This is a genomic window from Legionella massiliensis (genome assembly GCF_000756815.1).
Classification (GTDB): Bacteria; Pseudomonadota; Gammaproteobacteria; order Legionellales; family Legionellaceae; genus Tatlockia; species Tatlockia massiliensis.
In genome coordinates, this window is the sequence record NZ_CCVW01000004.1 from 625,063 (window position 1) to 642,675 (window position 17,613).

Below are 17,613 nucleotides of genomic sequence, written 5' to 3' on the forward strand. Positions count from 1 at the left end.
AGATAGACATGACTAATTTATCTTTTGTATTCCCCGGTCAAGGTTCCCAGTTTGTAGGTATGCTGGCAGGCCTTGCAGAGCGTTATTCTTTAATAACCGACCATTTTTCGCTTGTTTCTGACCGAGTTGGCTATGACTTGTGGCAATTGGTGCAAGAAGGGCCTGAGTCTAAGTTAAATCAGACAGAGCATACACAGGTTGCAATGCTTACTGCTGATGTTGCTATTTATAGCCTATTAAAAAAATTGGGGACTGGTCCTGCAAAAATGATGGCTGGCCACAGTTTAGGCGAATATGCAGCACTTGTCTGTGCAGAAGCAATTAGCCTATCTGATGCTGCTGAATTAGTTGCCAAACGTGGACATCTTATGCAGAAAACTGTTCCTTTAGGACAAGGAGCAATGGCTGCAATCGTTGGTATGACTGATGAGCAAGTAGAAGATATTTGTATGCAGGCAAGTTCAGCAAATTCCAGAGTTACACCTGCAAACTATAATGCCATTGGCCAGATCGTTATTGCAGGCCATACAAGCGCTGTTGAACAAGCAGTCAAAATTGCTGACGAAGCCGGTGCTCGTTTAGCTAAAATTATTCCAGTGAGTGTTCCATGCCACTGCCCATTACTAAAAGATGCTGCTCAAGCTTTTGAAGAAGACCTTGCTAAAGCAAACTTTAAAGTGCCAACAACAGCAGTCATCTCAAATGTCGACCTAAGCATTTACAAGACAGCAGATCAAATGCGTATCCTGCTCAAAGAACAACTTTTCTTACCCGTTCGCTGGGTTGAAACTATTCAGCTCATGAAGAAAAACGGTATCAGCTCTGTAATTGAATGTGGGCCTGGCAAGGTATTAAGTGGATTAATAAAACGGATTGAGCGCGACTTGAGTACATCTAGCGTTAATGATACAGCTAGTTTAGACCAAGTATTAGAGCAAATGTCCGTTAGTGAAGTATAGAATTAATAAGGATCTTTTGATGACAAACTTACAAGATAAGATAGTTTTAGTTACTGGAGCAAGTAGAGGAATTGGCAAGGCTATTGCTTTAAACCTCGCCAAAAAAGGTGCCTATGTTATTGGTACAGCAACCTCAACACAAGGTGCTGAGTCCATTAGCGCTTCATTTAATGAAGAACAAGTTAGTGGTGAAGGCATTGTTTTAGATGTAACGTCCAAGGAAGCTGTTGAAAACTTGATGACTGACCTCTCTGATCGAGGAAAACTACCCTCTATTCTCGTTAATAACGCAGGTATAACTTGCGACAATTTGCTACTAAGAATGGATGATGAAGAGTGGTATAAAGTTATAGAGACTAATTTAAATGCTATATTTAGATTAACTAAGGCTTGCATTAAACCAATGTTTAGGGCTCGCTGGGGACGGATAATTAGCGTAGGTTCAGTAGTAGGGTCTAGTGGTAATTCTGGTCAGACTAACTATACTGCTGCGAAAGCAGGGGTTGTCGGGTTTAGTAAATCTCTTGCTCAAGAAATAGCAAGTCGTGGAATTACTGTCAATGTTGTAGCTCCTGGATTTATTGATACAGATATGACAAGCTCGCTACCTGATATGGTAAAGGAAGAAATGCTTCGACGTATTCCTATGAAGCGATTAGGTAGTACTGAAGATATTGCTGAAACAGTTGCCTTTTTGGCCTCTGACAGTGCAAATTATATTACAGGGGAAACCATTCATGTGAATGGTGGTATGTACATGGATTAAATGGGCTTGCGTTCTTTGAATAATTCAATAAACTAGCCTGCGTGAGATTTTTTAACCTAAGAGGAAATTCAAGTTATGAGTACAGTTGAAGAACGAGTTCGCAAAATTGTTGTTGAACAGTTGGGTGTTAAAGAAGATGAGTTGAAAAATGATGCATCCTTTGTAGATGACTTGGGTGCAGACTCACTAGATACTGTTGAATTGGTAATGGCTTTGGAAGAAGAGTTTGAAACTGAAATTCCAGATGAAAAGGCTGAAAAAATTACTACAATTCAAGAAGCAATCGATTACATCGAATCAAATCTTAACAAAGAAGAAGCTTGATAACTTCGAGGAGCTTGCATTGACTAAGCGGCGTGTTGTTGTTACTGGCATGGGGATGGTTTCCCCAGTTGGTCTAAATGTGGAACAGAGCTGGCAAAATATTTTAGCTGGTAAAAGTGGTGTAGGAATGGTTGAAGATTTTGATACCACTGATTATTCGACTAAAATCTGGGCAAAAGTTAAAAATTTTAACATTGAAGACTACGTGCCGCTTAAAGAAGCTCGTAAGATGGATCCCTTCACACAATATGGAATGGCTGCTGCTGAAGAAGCAATAGCTGATTCCGGATTGGTTATTGATGAGAAACTTTCTACCCGCACAGGTGTTGCTGTAGGTGCCGGAATTGGAGGAATTCAAACAATTACTGCCAATCAAGATAAATTAGTAGCTGGTGGTCCTCGTAAGGTATCACCATTTTTTATCCCCGCCGGCATTATCAATATGGTGGCTGGACAGATTTCCATAAAACACAATTTGAAAGGGCCAAATATCTCTGTTGTAACAGCTTGTACCACAGGAACTCATAATATTGGTCTTGCCGGAAGAATGATTGCCTATGGTGATGCAGACGTTATGGTTTGTGGTGGTTCTGAAATGACTACGACTCCTCTCTGTCTTGCAGGATTTTCCGCAGTACGGTCCTTATCTAAACGCAATGATGAACCTGAAAAAGCATCTCGCCCCTGGGACAAAGACCGCGATGGCTTTGTGATGGGAGAGGGCGCTGGTATCTTAGTGCTTGAAGAGTACGAACATGCCAAGGCTCGTGGTGCAAAAATTTATGCTGAATTAGTTGGCTTTGGTATGTCTGGTGATGCTTATCATATCACTGCTCCTGATGAGGATGCAGATGGTGCTTCACGGTCAATGAAGGCTGCAATTGACGATGCGGGAATTGAGCCGAGCCAGGTTGACTATATTAATGCACATGGTACCTCTACTTACCTCAACGATATGAATGAGACCAAAGCAGTTAAACGAGTGTTTAAAGAACATGCTTATGAATTAGCGATGAGTTCTACCAAATCAATGACAGGTCACTTACTTGGAGCCGCAGGTGCAGTTGAAGCTATATTCAGCGTACTTGCAATTAAAGATCAGATTGCTCCTCCAACAATTAATTTGGACAATCCTGACGAAGGATGTGACTTAAATTATGTTCCGCATGAACCACAAAAGAGACGAATTGATTATGCATTATCGAATTCGCTTGGTTTTGGCGGTACTAATGGAAGTTTGTTATTTAAGCGAGTGTAGATGGCAGGTCGTCGACTTAAGTCAGTTTTGCTCTATAGTTTATTATTTGGAGTGATGGGACTTGCTTTAATCGGCTACGAGATTTACAGAATTATATCCAAACCAATGGTGATTGAGATAACAACGCCAATCACCATTGTTGTCGATAGAAATACCACAGCAGCGTCCTTTGTACAGATGCTTCAATCGAAGCACTTAATCAAATCTAGCCGACTATTCTTAACCTTGATTCGTTTTCAAGGGCTAACACAGCGGTTAAAAGCTGGAATCTATGAAATTAAACCAGGTGAGACCGCCCAGCAGCTACTCTTCCAAGTAGAGGCAGGGAAGGTTATGGTCCGCTCTTTTCGGATTATAGAGGGCACCAACCTTAACCAGGTTATTACAAATCTACAAAATGCTCAGTATTTGAAATATAACAATAATGACTGGCAGTCTATTAGCGCTAACCATTCTAATGCAGAAGGATTGTTGCTCGCCGACACCTATAACTATGATGCTGGTTCAGAAGCTAAACCCTTGTTGAGACTGGCTAATCAAAAACTCCAAGAGTATCTGGAGCAAAGCTGGCAAAATCGTAGCCCCGGCTTGCCCTATAAATCGTCCTATGAAATGCTAGTTGCCGCATCTATTTTGGAAAAGGAAGCTGCCTTGCCAGAGGAAAGGAAAATCATATCCGGTGTTATAATTAATCGCTTAAAGAAAAATATGCCCTTACAAATGGATCCAACGGTTATTTATGCACTGGGGCAAAACTATACAGGCAAATTAAGCCATCAGGATATGAGCGTTAGCTCACCCTATAACACTTATGTTAATCGTGGCTTACCACCAACCCCAATAGCGATGGTTGGCAAGGAGGCTATTGACGCTGCGGCGCATCCACAGATTAGTAATTATCTCTATTTTGTAGCGAAAGGTGATGGTTCACATCAATTTTCAACTACCTATGACGAACAAAAAGCAGCTATTGCACGATATCAAAACAAGAGGCCATTATGAGGGAGAAGGGACGTTTTATCGTCGTTGAAGGGCTTGAAGGCGCGGGTAAATCAACAGCAATCGAAACAATAAAAGAATATTTATCATCCTTTGTTCCTGAAATTATTTTAACCAGAGAACCCGGCGGGACACGTATTGGCGAGACTGTACGCCAGCTGATCAAGGCTAAGGTGAATGGAGAAATCCTTGATAGTCGTTGTGAGTTATTACTACTTTATGCAGCAAGGGTTCAATTAGTTGAGCAAGTTATACGACCAGCACTGGCAAGAGGAGCCTGGATTCTGGCTGACCGCTTTGAGTTATCGACCTTTGCCTATCAAGGTTGGGGTAGGGGGTTGGGTACGGAAATGATTTCCGAGCTATCGAAATTTTGCCTTAACTCCTTAAAACCTGATCTGATTATCTATTTAGACATTAGTCCTGAACAAGGTTTTGAACGTGTGGTAAAACGGGGCGAAAAGGATAGAATCGAGGAGGAAGCTCTTTCTTTTTTTAATCAAGTCTACTGTGGATATCATGAAATGATTCAAAAAATGGACAATGTAGCTCTAATCGATGCTAGCCAGACCCTTGAAACAGTGCAAGAATCCATACTTAGCCAACTGAAAAGATTTTTCAATCATTATGAAATCTCCTGAAGCAAGTCCGTTATACGAGCAGTTATGGCAACGTTTTCAAACAATTCATGCCAATCAGCGCTTGCACCATGCCTTATTATTAGTTGGTCCAGAATCAGTAGGACTTATTAGTCTTGCTTATGCTATGGCCTCTACAATACTTTGTAATGAACAACAAAAACCTTGTGGGGCTTGTAAATCCTGCCGTCTAACCAATACCAGAGAACATCCCGATGTTAATTGTATAGAGCCTGATAAAACAGGTTCTGCCAATCTAATCAAAATCGATCAAATTCGTGATTTACAAAGCTTGGTTTTTCGCTCACCCCAACTTGGTGATAAGCGCATTATCATTCTTTATCCTGCAGAAAAGATGAATATCGCAGCTGCCAATGCCTTGTTAAAGCTCCTTGAAGAGCCTCCAGAAGGGGTACACTTTCTGTTAATTGCTGAACAGCTGAGTACTATTCCTGCAACAATTATTAGTCGTTGCCAACAATGGCGGTTTGTATCCGCTAATATCGATAATGATTATTTAGCCCTGGCTGAGAATTCTTCGGCAGATTCAGCAAGAGGAGAGCTTTTTACTCAGTTACCCCAGATTATTAGCGGTTTAACAGAACTTGTTAGCAATAAAACCACTATTTTTAGCTTAGCTAACAAATGGTTAGACTACGAGTTTAGCGCTTTAATATGGTTACTTTATCTACTGAATAGCCAGCTTATCGACTACAAACTGAGGGGGCAGGTTTGTAAGCAACAATGGACAGAACAGCTCTCTGATTTAGCAAAATATTTCCAACCAGTACACTTATTCAAACAGCTTGATCAAATTAATGAAATTAGTAAAAAGCTACAGCAAAATATAAACTTAAATAAGCAGCTGGTCTTAGAAAATCTTTTATTGGGGTACAGCCTATGCTTGTAGATTCACATTGCCATCTTAATTTTATTGACCTGACCGACTTTGATAATGACTTAAAGCAAGTGATTAACCAAGCGCGGGACAATGGTGTGGAGCATTTTCTTTGTGTCTGTGTTGAGTTAGACGACTATGCCACACTCTGCCAAATTGCCGAGACCTACTCTGATATCAGTATCTCTGTTGGTTTACACCCCAACTCAGAAATCGCTGCAGAGCCAAGTGCAGAGCTGCTTGTGGATTTAGCCAAGCATCCCGCGTGTATTGCCATTGGTGAGACCGGGCTTGATTATTATCGTACAGAAACGACAACCGCACGAGAACAGCAGAAAGAGCGGTTTCGTGCACATATTCATGCATCGCTTGCCTCCAAAAAGCCGCTGATTATTCATACAAGACAAGCTGCTGAAGATACCTTGTTGTTAATGAAAGAAGAAAGGTCTGAGGATATCGGTGGGGTCATGCACTGTTTTTCTGAAGACTGGGATATCGCCAAACGTGCGCTAGATATGAATTTTTATATTTCCTTGTCTGGGATTGTATCCTTTAAAAATGCAACAGCCTTACATGAGGTTGCCAAGAAAATCCCTAAGGATCGTTTACTGATTGAAACGGATTCTCCCTATTTGGCGCCAGTTCCTTATCGTGGGAAACAGAATCATCCTGCATTAGTCAAATATGTAGCCCTAGCCTTAAGTGAGTTACGTCAAGTTAGCTATGAAGAGCTTGCACAACAAACCACGGAGAATTTTTACCGTTGTTTTAGGCAGAATAAAATTTAAGGTTGGCATAACCCGACTCTTGAATGCGGCAGAGCCCCTAGCCTGGATGCAACGAAGCGGTAATAGGTCACGTCTCCCAACCCGTCATGTCGAACGTAGAGAGACATCTCCTGATGTGTAGCACAGTGCTAATCCCGGAGATCCCTCACTATGTTCAGGATGACGTGCTATCTTAGGGTGACGGGCTGCAAAGAGCAGCGTTCCGACTTCTTGGATTTCGCTTCGCGGCATTCAGGCTACATTGGTCTCTTAGTAATATGAATTAGTTCAGCCTCTTCAGCACTAGATCTTTGCTCATATAAGCTTGCATGAGTCACTGAGCCTAAACCTCGTCCTCGATGCTCGCTCATTATTCTAAGAAAGGTTTGGTATTCATCCGCAGAATAGTTTTCCTCTCCACAGGTCGACACATTCTTATCCATCTTGTCTTTTATATACCCGAGGACAGTATGCCAGGTAGTGGTATTACCGTGGCTATTAAAGCGCCAGAACGCTTGTTCCTCACGAAGATAAGCGTAGTCACTATGCTTTTTATCAATAATATCAACAAGCTTTAGCATAGACTTATTTGAAGATATTTTTTGCGTAATAAAATCAACCCATTCTTTGGCAGCAGCTTTTTTCTGTGGTAAAGAAAGTTCATTGTTATTACCAATTGCTTTCAAATTTGCTAATAAAATATCTGTACCATAAAGGTTCCAATCGAGGATAGTCTCATTCGAAAGCTTTACACCTGCCCAGTTGACCTGCTCCAAAGATACACCAGTTAAATTAGCCCCGGTTAAATCAGCTTTTGCAAAATTACAATAGTTAAACTCAGAATCTTGTAAATCAGCTTGATTTAGATTAGCCCCGCTAAAATTCGAGTTAAAGAAAGTAGAATTTTTTATGGCAGACTGGCTAAGATCTGCTTGGCTGAAATTAGTTTCACGCATTCTAACGCGCTCTAATCTAGAAAATTGCAAATTCCTGGCGCTGAGATCGAGATGAGGCTGAATTTTGCTATCCCTTAATTTCAGATATAAATCAGGGTTATTAATTATGGACATAACTATTGATATAAGCGCATTTATATTTTCTTCTTTGCGCTGACTATTATTTACCTGCCGTGCTAGATCAAAAAGTTCAGTGCGATTATTAGTACTTCTAAGAAGGATATTGAGGGCATTATCTAAGGACTCGTTTGCAATCAGTTTTTCCGGAGAATGTACAAAATAAGCGGCCAAGGTATTTTTAATGAGAGATCTTAAACGAGCTTTATCATTAATTATCAGTGCATACTCATCATGTCGTTTAGCGTTAAAATGCCTGTCAGTAGCAAGATGAGACTCCTCATCAGCATGATCACGTTGTACCTTATAAGATTCCCAAGCTTGATGGATTGGTTCGAAATTAGGAAGTGCTTCAATAAGAAATTTTAAGAGCAAAGCATTTTTAGTTTCGCTTAGGTAAGCAAAGATACTCTTATCATTGCTTTTTGCGGCAAAGAGTAGGGATAGAGGTTCTTGCAGATCTGGATATTGGGAAACCACACTCAGCATAGAGACAAATACAGCATCATAATGCGGATTTTCTCTCAAGAAATCATGTAGTCCACTAGCTTGGATGGGATATTGAGTAAACAAGTCCTTATATTTTTTTAGCTGTTCAATACAAGATCTTAGAGAACTCCTAAGATTTTGATGCTGATTATCAATTTGAGCTAACTCAGATTCGATGTCTTTAAGTAAGGTTTCTTTTTGAGTAATGATGAGGTTAATATTTTCTTTATTTGCCTCTTTAAATTCATTGCTAAGAGTCAATATATCAAGAGATAAATTTGGTTTTGAAAGATCTATTTCAGCGCTTGCAATTGATTCACCTGCTTCGTTTTCTATTTGAATCAGGACTTCTTTTTCATTGGCTTTGAGAGCAGGATAGATAGCTAGCCTCAGGATAGAACCAAGATCATCTACCCCAATTATATATACCATAAGAATTCACCATTACTATTCTAGTTATAGAGATCTTACAAAACCAAACTTAAGGCATTATGAACAACTGTAGTTCATTGCAAATAATTTATATTCAAAAATAAATTCTCTAAATATTTAACCAGGCCGACCAATATCAGGTTGCTCAGGATTAGGTGGCTCGTAATTGTATATAAAGTTAGCTGGAATATTAGCTTGATGCCCTTGATGCGCTCTAACAAAGGTATCAGTGACTATTCCTCGCTGAATTTCTGCAATGGAGGTATTCCTGGAGGCATTTAAGCCGTCAATTTTCCTATTCAAGGCATCATGTGCAGCTGGATTAAAAAAGGCATTATTATCTAGCGCACGTCTTTGCATTTGGCAACTGCGAATTTCTGCGAGCACCGCTTGCAAATGTTGCCCTTGAGTAGCAGCAATTTTTCCTTCGATAAGCGCTGTTAATTGCACTGGTTGCATATGATGTTGGTTAATGATTTCTGCACAGGCTTGGGCCAGATTTTGAATTTGTTCCACGTATTCAGACTGATCTCGCAACATTAATGAACGGTTTGCAAGAAAGGTATGGGCATTAATTGCAGCTAAACATTCATCACGAGTACGAGGCTGGGCGGCACCGTCTTTCTCTTTCATCATTTACTTCCTTTTAAATGGACTCCTCTAATTATAGACAATAAAAAGAACTAACTGCGCTTAAGATCCCAACATTGCTCATAACTTAGATCAAACTCATCCTCAAAACCTAAACCATAATCCAGACGAAGTCTAAATCGATTACCTGGAATTGCTCGGTGATTAATCGCCTGCAGATCGTCTTGGCTAAGAGAGAAATCCATAATTGATAAATTTTCTTGCATATGTGTCCTGTTTTTACTTCCTGGTAAGGGAATACAGCCATTTTCGACAATCCATCTTAGGGCAACCTGGCTAGCAGACTTATTATATTTCTGGCCAATCTGGATAAGTTGCTGATCCGATTGAATACTACCAAAAGCTAAAGGCCACCATGCTTGAAAGGCTATAGAATGTTGTTGGCAAAGCTCATAAAGTGGTTTATCAAAAAAATTGGGATTCATTTGAACCTGCACCCAGGAAATTGCTATGCCGACCTCTAAAAGCTTCGTTAAATGATTAACAGTAACGTTGCAGATTCCAATATGACGGACTTTATTCTGCTTCCTTAGCTTATCCATCTCTGCAAGTGTTTTATCGATAGCAATGCTTCGATTTGGCCAATGAATCAAGTAAGCATCAAGATAATCCGTACCAAGGATTTTTAAAGTCGAATCAAGATCCTTAGACAGATTTTCAGGCTCTAGCATGTCATGCCAAACTTTTGAAATTAAATAAAATTCAGAACGATCTAATTGTTTTAAGGCCTTAGCAATAGCATCGAGATTTTTATAAGCCGTTGCTGAATCAATAATGCGGTAGCCAAGATCAGCAGCTTCAAGAATTAGATCAGTGCATTCCTGCCCTAAACGCCTATCAGAACCAAATCCAACCATGGGACAAACGATTTTACCCGACTGGAATATGCCTTTTTTTGAATCAATTTTGATTTGTTCTGAATTCATAATTTCCCCTAATAAAACCCTAGTTCTCTAAATAAAATTTAGCACACCTGCACAAAATACGTACAGAAACTAACCGTTGTTTAATTGCCCATTGATATTATGTTTCTTGAGGTCCAACAAACAAAGCGATAGACGAAACACTTAAGAAACTTGCTAAGTAATTTGTATATTGCCCTCATTTTTAAAAGGAAAGGTTATGAAAAGTAGAGTTGAACGTGAAAGAGATGACCTTGATGGTTTAGAGCGAATTGTAAATGAAATTAAATGGTTCATAACCTCTATTGCAAATTTACCTGCGGGGAACCAATTAGAAAATATTCCACCAGAGCTTTTCCTAAAAATTATTTCTGAAATAGATTTATCAGAGCCACAAAATCTGACGAATCTACTCTATGTTTCTCAAACCTTTTCGAAGCTTTTAGCAACCCCCGATTTATGGAAAGAGAGTGGCTACAATAGTCATGAAGACTATGTTGAAGCAAATCGTCTGAATCGGATTAGTAAGGAAAAAGGCGAAGCGGTTGTTTGGGCTCATCAGGCAATGAACTTAGCTGGTCCAGATTCCAAAATGAAACTTTTGCTCGTTGGTGAAGGTACAGCTGGAAAAAGATTAGAAGCCACAGCGGCTGCTATGGATATCATGGGATATGCTACCGAAGGTGGGGTACAAATAGGGAAGCATAATTCAGCACCGATTATGCTCTTTAGTAGAGTAGAACCTGGCGCAGGTACCTCTCAAGTAAAGCGATTAAGAGATAAATATGAGGGGATACAAAACACCTATGCCCGCTCCTTTACAGCGAACGGACAGGAAGGGGGGGCACAAATAGCCTTGGTTTCCATGGACTATGGTTTTGACCTTAATCGATTTATAAAATACGCACTCGATGAGCAAATGGCAGGGAAATTACTTTATGTTGTCTGTGATGAACCTATTAATGCGAATGCAGTTCGTCAAAAGCTGGCTTCTTCTAAATATCCTGAACTCGCGGATCGTTTTGTTGGTGTAATTCAACCAGAAGGTGAAAATCCCCAAGAGTTATTTGATTCAGTTGTTTCGCAAATGATGCCTTCACTTTATGAGAAAAGCTTTGACTGTGAAATTTCGCCAATGTTAGATAAATTACCTAACGATCTACAAGGCCAAGTTATGGGACATTTGGTTAATCAAGGAGCGGATAATCTTGCTCATGTATCAAAAAATTTCTATGGACTATTTAATCAAATACAACAACAAGCAAATGCTGTACATAGGGTTAATAATGACCAAGACAATTTGCAAGATGTAGAACAGGGTGATGCAGCAGACTGTTCAATAATGTAAGCCGAAAGCAGCGTGGGTTAAACGCCCACGCGATGTTCCTCAACAACCTTAGCCCCTTCAGTAATAAACATAGAAGCAAACCAGCAAATTAGTGAGCAGGTCAGCAGGCTAATCGCTAATAAATTGAGATCATAAACAATAATAACACCAATACCCCCAGCGATAATTGCAGCCACCGTCATTCTAACGGTATTAATAATTGCTGTCGCTGTAGCCGCTTGATGCTCATAATCCGCAAGAGCAATAGAAAAAGTTGGTGGATTTGTGATACTAACACCAAGACTGATCAGTAAAATTGGCGCTAAACTCAGCGTACCTAAGCCCTTAAGAAAAAATAAAATCAGCATAAGCAAAGAGCCAAAAAGCATTAATAAACTACCAAAATGGATATTCCAGCCTAAGGACCGTTTATCACGTAATTTAATACCCAGATAATTACCCACAATAAGCATGCAACCATTACAGGCAAATATGATAGAAAACATAAATGGGGAGTATTTCAGCTTCTCAATCACTAAATAAGCCGCATTGACAATAACCAACATGATGCAACTATATGAAGAAGTAACAATAAGGATCCCGAGCCACAAACGACCATGTCCTAAGATTTTTTTATAATTGTCTAATGAGGTGCGAAGTAAAAAACCTTCATCAGATTTTTGCCAAAAGGGTGATTCACTTAATTTATATTTCGAGGCGAAAAAAAGCAGGATAGCAATTACTATCATTAGCAGGAAAGTTGCCTGCCAGTCATAGTTGGTAAAAATTAATGAACCAATAAGCGGTGCAAAAATTGGCGAAACAGAGACAATCATTGAAATATTAGATATAACTCGCGCCCGCTCTGTGCTGTCTTCATAATCACGCGATGATGAAAAGGCTACAACGTTAGAACAGCAAACGGCAAAGCCCTGAGTGACTCTAGCTACAATTAGCATTTGAATGTTGGTCGCAAAAATACAACCTAGCGTAGCAAAAACATAAATGATTAGACTTACGGCGAGACTTGTTCTCCTACCGAAATGATCTATCCATGGCCCCCATATCAGCTGGGACATGCCAAAAACAAGGAAAAATAAACTAAGGGTCAACTGCCCTAGAGCATGTGTTGTATTAAAATACTGCGTTATTGCGGGTAGGGCAGGCTGATATAAGTCGAAGGTTAACAAAGAAAATGCCGACAAAAGACCCAGAAACCAAAAAGGTGTTGCTTTATTCAGCATAAATACCCACACTTACGTTTGTTGCAAAATGTTTATACAGTGAAGTGCGATAGTGTATGCTAATTTAATTTTAAAACAAGAAAATTTATGAGCAAGATGGATACTAATAACCAAAAGAAACTATTCATAGGATTAATGTCTGGAACCAGCATGGATGGTATTGATGCAGCCCTCATTGATCTTTCGACTAATTATTTTATAGCCGGAATTACTCGACCCTATAGCCCCACAGCAAAAAACTATCTTAGTGCCGTCTTATCAGGCAAGCTTTGTAGTTTGAAGGCCTATAGCCAACTTAATACCATTTTAGGCAGAGAATTCGCGGCAGCAGCCCAGGAGCTACTAGTCAAAGCGCAGATATCAGCCAGTACTATTCAGGCGATTGGCAGCCATGGACAGACTCTTTGCCACGATGCAACAGCCGAAATTCCTTACACGCTGCAATTAGGTTGCGCCCATACCATTGCTGAATTAACAGGGATCACTGTCGTTGCAGATTTTAGAACTCGCGATTTAGTTGTAGGCGGGCAGGGCGCACCCTTTGCTCCGATTTATCATCAGGCTCTTTTCAAGGATCAGGATTTCCCGCTTGCTGTTGTCAATATTGGAGGGATTTCCAACTTAACTTATCTGGCAGATGAGCTAAGGGTTACAGGCTATGACCTCGGGCCAGGTAATTGCCTGATGGATGCCTGGACTCAGAAACACCTTGACCAACCCTATGATAAGAATGGAAATTGGGCTGCCTCAGGCAAGATTATTAAACCCTTGTTAGAAAATTTATTAGCAGACCCTTATTTTCAACGTAAGCAGCCTAAAAGTATCGGCAAGGAATATTTCTCGCTGGAATGGTTAGGGCGCTATTTAGACAATGATTATAGTACTAATGATGTTCAGACAACTTTGTTGATGTTGACTGCCAGGGCAATTGCCGATGGCATCAAAGTGGAAGAAAAAGCACCGAAGCAGGTTTTGCTTTGTGGTGGTGGTGCTCATAACTCTACTTTACTAAACGCTTTGGCCGGTTTACTACCTGAATTAAAGGTCGCAAGCACAGAAAGCATCAATATCAACCCTGACTTTATCGAAGCGTTGATGTTTGCCTGGCTTGCAGAGAAGACCTTAACAAACTCTGCTTTGGATCTAAGTCGAATCACTGGTTCAAAACGTCCTACTGTGCTGGGTGCAATTTATCCTGGGGTTAAGGTATAGAGCTTTTTTCCTTTCCGCGACATCGCCCCAAAAAAAATCAAACGTAGCCTTGATGCAGCGCAGTGTAATCTAGATACCTATGGGTCAAGCCGCGAGAATTCGCAATGGTTAAAAAGATTTATAAGTTTTGTCTCTTCCCCTACAAAGAAAAAATATTCATTTGCACCCTAAACCAAGCATTGACAAAGGAAATTCGCTTAAGGTGTAATGTTCTGCATTTCTCACCAACTAAGATACTCACTTGGACACATCGAATAACCACCAGCAGCCTAGTAAATTAAGCGCATATGTTGTTTTTTTATTGTCAGCCACCTTTTATTTATATGAGTTCGTCCTCCAGGTCGCGCCGAGTGTTATGGCTGAATCTATGATGAAAACCTTTCAGGTATCAGCTGCAGGATTTGGAATTGTTTCTGCCTTTTATTTCTATGCCTATGCGCCTATGCAATTGCCTGCAGGGTTATTGTTTGACCGTTATGGTCCACGTAAACTAATGACCTATGCATTGATTTTATGTGCAGTTGGCTCGTTTTTTTTCGCTTCAACGAATAGCCTATTTACAGCTGCTTTGGGACGCTTTCTTATTGGGATTGCTTCAGCCTTTTCGTTTATTGGGGTTTTAGTATTAGTCTCACGCTGGTTTCCCCCTCAACAATTTGCTTTTCTCGCTGGTATTGCCCAATTAATGAGTTCAGTCGGCGCTATGTTCGGAGAAGTGCCGCTCGCTGCTTTAATTAATCAAGTCGGATGGCGTAATGCTAGTTTTATTCTGTCTGCAGTAGGCTTAGCGCTCGCTGCATTGATCTGGTTTGTTATACGTGATTATCCTCATCAAAAGGTGCAAAGCAATCCGCAGCGGCACTTTAAAGAAGAATGGCACCGTCTATTAAGTGTTTGCCATCGTGCCTATACCTGGGTAATTGGCGCCTATGCATTCACCATTTGGACTCCTATCGCGGTCTTTGCTGCTCTTTGGGGTGTTCCATATCTACAGCAAAAGTATCAGGTTAGCGTCATTTTAGCTTCTGGCATGTGCTCTATGATTTGGCTTGGAATTGGTGTTGGTAGTCCTTTGCTGGGATGGCTAAGTGATCGTTGTTCTAGCCGACGTCTAGCCCTAAGCATTAGCTCGGTTTTTGGCCTGGTAGCTACCTTGATTCTCTTATATGTACCCAATGTTCCACTAATTTGGATGTATCTCGTGCTATTCTTGCTCGGTTTTGGCGCTGGCGGCCAGACAGTAAGCTTTGCGGTGGTTAAAGATAATAATCCTCCAGAATTAGTCGGTACTGCATCAGGATTTAATAACCTCTCTGTTCTTTTAGGCGGTGCAATTTTTCAGCCTATCGTTGGAGTGATCTTACATAACAGTACTGGTTGGAAAATAATGAATGACGTGCCCGTCTATTCAGTTGCCAGCTACAATAAGGCTTTATTTGTTATGCCTTGTTGCTACTTTCTCAGCTTGGTTATTGCTATGTTTGTTCTTAAGGAATCCCATCCAGGGCAAATACATAAGCATTAATAAACTTACCTTGCTACATGGATTGAAAGTAGCCTGGATGGAGCGAAGCGCTGAGGAACCCTGGCATTTTTTTAAACAGAAAGCATGTGCCATATAAGTTCTTTCTGTTCTTTTGTGTGTCATTCCCGCGTAGGCGGGAAACCATTTCTCAAAGTGGTTCCTCACTTTGTTTGCACGATGGTTTCCCGCCTACGCGGGAATGACACACATATAAGTCAAAGTAACTGAATTAATGTTCACATAGGTATCTAAATGATACTTTGATTAAAAAAATGTCAGGATCACTCAGAGCGAAGCGGAATCCGGGAAGTCAGATCACTGCTCCCGGATTTCACTACACTTACAGATTGATTCAAAGAGAATACCTTCACGCAATGATGGCCTAATGTACTCCTAAAAGGCTTGCATATCTGCTTTGAGATCGCTAATCTTCGCCAACTATTCTCACTTAAAGAGGTTGACTGTGGATAGCATTGAAATTTTTCAGATAGATGCTTTCACTGATAAGGTCTTTTACGGTAATCCCGCAGCAGTATGTCTATTAACTGAATGGCTCAATGATGAGTTAATGCAGGCTATAGCTGCTGAGAATAATCTCTCGGAAACAGCTTTTGTCATAGAAGACGAGCAACAAGGATTTCATATTCGCTGGTTTACACCTAATGGTGAAATCAGCTTATGTGGTCATGCAACCCTTGCTGCTGGTTTTGCGCTCTATGAATTAGAAAAATTCAAGGGCGATGCCCTGACGTTTTCAAGCTTGAGTGGTCCGCTCTCGGTAAAAAAAAAGGGAGAGCGCTATATTTTGGACTTACCACGACTTTCCTATTCCGCGAGTAAAACACCTGAAGCCATTACGGCACTCATAGATAAACCTACCCTTGCTATCTTTGAAAGTGAGCTTGATTATCTAGCCTTGTTTGCCAATGAAAGCCAGGTATTACAAGCGCAGGTTGATCTTAAAGGCTTATTGAAGTTACCAAAACGAGGCCTGATTTTAACATCGCCAGCTACAGAGGCTGATTTTTACTCCCGTTGTTTTTATCCAAAACATAATATTTTTGAGGATCCAGTGACAGGCTCAGCACATTGTGTCTTAGCGCCTTTTTGGGCTGAACGCTTAGCTAAGACAACACTTCGAGCAATACAAGGTTCGTTTAGAAAGGGCGAGGTTAATTGTGAGGTGCATGACGAAAGAGTGCTAATTTCTGGTTATTGCAAATGGTACTTAAAAGGGCATCTTGTTATTTAACGTCAATTCGGGATAAGAGTTTAAACGATTCTTATCCCGAATTGACGTTATTTAGCCTAACAAATCAAAGGTTTAGTTTTGCTAGAAAAAATCTTGCTCCCAAGGATGTGGCAGGAGTTGCAAACATGTTCTATCCTGAGAGTGCCTGGTTTGAATTTTAGGCGTTTTGTTCAACTTACCAACTAAGGATAGCCAAGATGAACGCATGGAATAGTGTAATTTTTATGAAAACGAATAAATCATGGGATGACCTAAGCATGATTGCTAAGTGGGAAGGCGTCGAAAGAATGTGGTCTACCACTGGTGATTGGGATTGGTGTATAAAACTCGATTCCGACATGTCATCTCCCGAAAAAACAGAAGCCTTTGTTGCTCGTATGCGTGATGGGCATTGGGCTACTGAGACAAAAACAAATTGGTGGAAAGAAGTTCCACTTAGTTAACGTCAGTTATGGATGGTTTTGTTTTGCCTAGAGCTGCTCCAGTCGCGCTGAGCAACTCAGTCCCTTTGGGGCAAATATCGGGAAAGAACTTCGAGCCAGAAACCCCTCATCCGCCCTTTGGTCACCTTCTCCCCAGAAGGACGAAGGGAGAAACAAGAATCTCTTCGCCCCGTTCGCGGGGAGAGGGTGCCCGAAGAGCGGATGAGGGGTGATTCGAGCACGATCCCTCATGACACTTTTTTCTCACGTTTTGAAGAGCTGTTCTTTGAGAGGAAGACAGAGTCTTGCCCTTATTTATGCCGTTTCTATTACCCTAGCATGGCAAATTTAACCTCAGACCTCTTCCCCAGCTCTGTCTTTGCATGGCATTATATATCCGCGTAGATGCGAGAATATTGATTTGATTGGGGAAAAATAGAGCTCTTGTCTAGTTATCCAGCATTTTCTGCGTTAT

General features: G+C 40.7%; 17 protein-coding genes. 13 read left to right on the top strand and 4 right to left on the bottom strand.

Annotation, left to right across the window (positions count from 1 at the left end; genetic code table 11):
- Positions 1-8: 8 nt before the first annotated feature.
- The 8 genes from fabD (at position 9) to BN1094_RS17455 (ending at position 6,630) form a co-directional block, all read left to right on the top strand.
- Entirely contained in the window at positions 9-959 is a 951-nt protein-coding gene (fabD, locus tag BN1094_RS17420) for an ACP S-malonyltransferase (RefSeq protein WP_044012486.1), read from the top strand.
- A 19-nt stretch (positions 960-978) separates the two neighbouring features.
- Complete coding sequence (gene fabG, locus BN1094_RS17425; RefSeq protein WP_044012487.1) at positions 979-1,725, top strand: 3-oxoacyl-ACP reductase FabG; 747 nt, start codon at positions 979-981, stop codon at positions 1,723-1,725.
- Between the two features lie 75 nt (positions 1,726-1,800).
- Entirely contained in the window at positions 1,801-2,049 is a 249-nt protein-coding gene (gene acpP, locus BN1094_RS17430; RefSeq protein WP_044012488.1) for an acyl carrier protein, read from the top strand.
- A 19-nt stretch (positions 2,050-2,068) separates the two neighbouring features.
- Positions 2,069-3,307 carry a beta-ketoacyl-ACP synthase II gene (gene fabF, locus BN1094_RS17435; RefSeq protein ID WP_044012489.1) on the top strand — a complete coding sequence of 413 codons (1,239 nt, stop codon included), beginning with the start codon at positions 2,069-2,071 and terminating at the stop codon, positions 3,305-3,307.
- Complete coding sequence (mltG, locus tag BN1094_RS17440) at positions 3,308-4,309, top strand: endolytic transglycosylase MltG (protein ID WP_044012490.1); 1,002 nt, start codon at positions 3,308-3,310, stop codon at positions 4,307-4,309.
- A complete protein-coding gene (gene tmk, locus BN1094_RS17445) occupies positions 4,306-4,947 on the top strand; it encodes a dTMP kinase (RefSeq protein WP_044012491.1) in 642 nt (213 codons plus the stop codon). The genes mltG and tmk overlap by 4 nt, the downstream gene beginning before the upstream one ends.
- Entirely contained in the window at positions 4,934-5,854 is a 921-nt protein-coding gene (holB, locus tag BN1094_RS19025) for a DNA polymerase III subunit delta' (RefSeq protein ID WP_052403362.1), read from the top strand. The genes tmk and holB overlap by 14 nt, the downstream gene beginning before the upstream one ends.
- Complete coding sequence (locus tag BN1094_RS17455) at positions 5,845-6,630, top strand: TatD family hydrolase (protein ID WP_044012492.1); 786 nt, start codon at positions 5,845-5,847, stop codon at positions 6,628-6,630. Before holB ends, BN1094_RS17455 begins: the two co-directional genes overlap by 10 nt.
- A 236-nt stretch (positions 6,631-6,866) precedes the next feature.
- Here the strand turns inward: BN1094_RS17455 and BN1094_RS17460 are convergent, their stop codons facing one another.
- From BN1094_RS17460 to BN1094_RS17470, 3 genes are all read right to left on the bottom strand, one after another.
- Positions 6,867-8,603 carry a pentapeptide repeat-containing protein gene (locus BN1094_RS17460; RefSeq protein WP_044012493.1) on the bottom strand — a complete coding sequence of 579 codons (1,737 nt, stop codon included), beginning with the start codon at positions 8,601-8,603 and terminating at the stop codon, positions 6,867-6,869.
- 117 nt (positions 8,604-8,720) lie between these two features.
- Positions 8,721-9,239 (bottom strand): hypothetical protein, encoded by a 519-nt coding sequence (locus BN1094_RS17465; protein ID WP_141650509.1) that lies wholly within the window; start codon positions 9,237-9,239, stop codon positions 8,721-8,723.
- A gap of 47 nt (positions 9,240-9,286) precedes the next feature.
- Entirely contained in the window at positions 9,287-10,180 is an 894-nt protein-coding gene (locus BN1094_RS17470; RefSeq protein ID WP_052403363.1) for an aldo/keto reductase family protein, read from the bottom strand.
- Positions 10,181-10,376: 196 nt separating this feature from the next.
- On the opposite strand from BN1094_RS17470, the gene BN1094_RS17475 reads away from it, so the two are divergent.
- The gene (locus tag BN1094_RS17475) at positions 10,377-11,504 is read left to right on the top strand and encodes an F-box protein (protein WP_044012495.1); all 1,128 of its coding nucleotides are present in this window, start codon (positions 10,377-10,379) and stop codon (positions 11,502-11,504) included.
- Positions 11,505-11,521: 17 nt separating this feature from the next.
- Here BN1094_RS17475 and BN1094_RS17480 read toward each other — a convergent pair whose 3' ends face one another.
- Positions 11,522-12,727 (bottom strand): multidrug effflux MFS transporter, encoded by a 1,206-nt coding sequence (locus BN1094_RS17480; RefSeq protein ID WP_044012496.1) that lies wholly within the window; start codon positions 12,725-12,727, stop codon positions 11,522-11,524.
- A 96-nt stretch (positions 12,728-12,823) separates the two neighbouring features.
- Between BN1094_RS17480 and BN1094_RS17485 the strand changes: the two genes are divergently transcribed.
- From BN1094_RS17485 to BN1094_RS17500, 4 genes are all read left to right on the top strand, one after another.
- Complete coding sequence (locus BN1094_RS17485; protein ID WP_044012497.1) at positions 12,824-13,939, top strand: anhydro-N-acetylmuramic acid kinase; 1,116 nt, start codon at positions 12,824-12,826, stop codon at positions 13,937-13,939.
- Positions 13,940-14,180: 241 nt separating this feature from the next.
- Positions 14,181-15,464 carry an MFS transporter gene (locus BN1094_RS17490; protein ID WP_044012498.1) on the top strand — a complete coding sequence of 428 codons (1,284 nt, stop codon included), beginning with the start codon at positions 14,181-14,183 and terminating at the stop codon, positions 15,462-15,464.
- 463 nt (positions 15,465-15,927) lie between these two features.
- A complete protein-coding gene (locus BN1094_RS17495; protein WP_044012499.1) occupies positions 15,928-16,716 on the top strand; it encodes a PhzF family phenazine biosynthesis protein in 789 nt (262 codons plus the stop codon).
- 197 nt (positions 16,717-16,913) lie between these two features.
- Entirely contained in the window at positions 16,914-17,159 is a 246-nt protein-coding gene (locus BN1094_RS17500) for a hypothetical protein (RefSeq protein ID WP_044012500.1), read from the top strand.
- Positions 17,160-17,613: the final 454 nt, after the last annotated feature.

Coding starts and splice junctions, on each gene's coding strand:
- fabD (WP_044012486.1), top strand. CDS start 9: ATGACTAATTTATCTTTTGTATTCCCCGGTCAAGGTTCCCAGTTTGTA.
- mltG (WP_044012490.1), top strand. CDS start 3,308: ATGGCAGGTCGTCGACTTAAGTCAGTTTTGCTCTATAGTTTATTATTT.
- acpP (WP_044012488.1), top strand. CDS start 1,801: ATGAGTACAGTTGAAGAACGAGTTCGCAAAATTGTTGTTGAACAGTTG.
- BN1094_RS17500 (WP_044012500.1), top strand. CDS start 16,914: ATGAACGCATGGAATAGTGTAATTTTTATGAAAACGAATAAATCATGG.
- BN1094_RS17455 (WP_044012492.1), top strand. CDS start 5,845: ATGCTTGTAGATTCACATTGCCATCTTAATTTTATTGACCTGACCGAC.
- BN1094_RS17465 (WP_141650509.1), bottom strand. CDS start 9,239: ATGATGAAAGAGAAAGACGGTGCCGCCCAGCCTCGTACTCGTGATGAA.
- BN1094_RS17475 (WP_044012495.1), top strand. CDS start 10,377: ATGAAAAGTAGAGTTGAACGTGAAAGAGATGACCTTGATGGTTTAGAG.
- BN1094_RS17485 (WP_044012497.1), top strand. CDS start 12,824: ATGGATACTAATAACCAAAAGAAACTATTCATAGGATTAATGTCTGGA.
- tmk (WP_044012491.1), top strand. CDS start 4,306: ATGAGGGAGAAGGGACGTTTTATCGTCGTTGAAGGGCTTGAAGGCGCG.
- fabG (WP_044012487.1), top strand. CDS start 979: ATGACAAACTTACAAGATAAGATAGTTTTAGTTACTGGAGCAAGTAGA.
- BN1094_RS17480 (WP_044012496.1), bottom strand. CDS start 12,727: ATGCTGAATAAAGCAACACCTTTTTGGTTTCTGGGTCTTTTGTCGGCA.
- BN1094_RS17460 (WP_044012493.1), bottom strand. CDS start 8,603: ATGGTATATATAATTGGGGTAGATGATCTTGGTTCTATCCTGAGGCTA.
- holB (WP_052403362.1), top strand. CDS start 4,934: ATGAAATCTCCTGAAGCAAGTCCGTTATACGAGCAGTTATGGCAACGT.
- BN1094_RS17470 (WP_052403363.1), bottom strand. CDS start 10,180: ATGAATTCAGAACAAATCAAAATTGATTCAAAAAAAGGCATATTCCAG.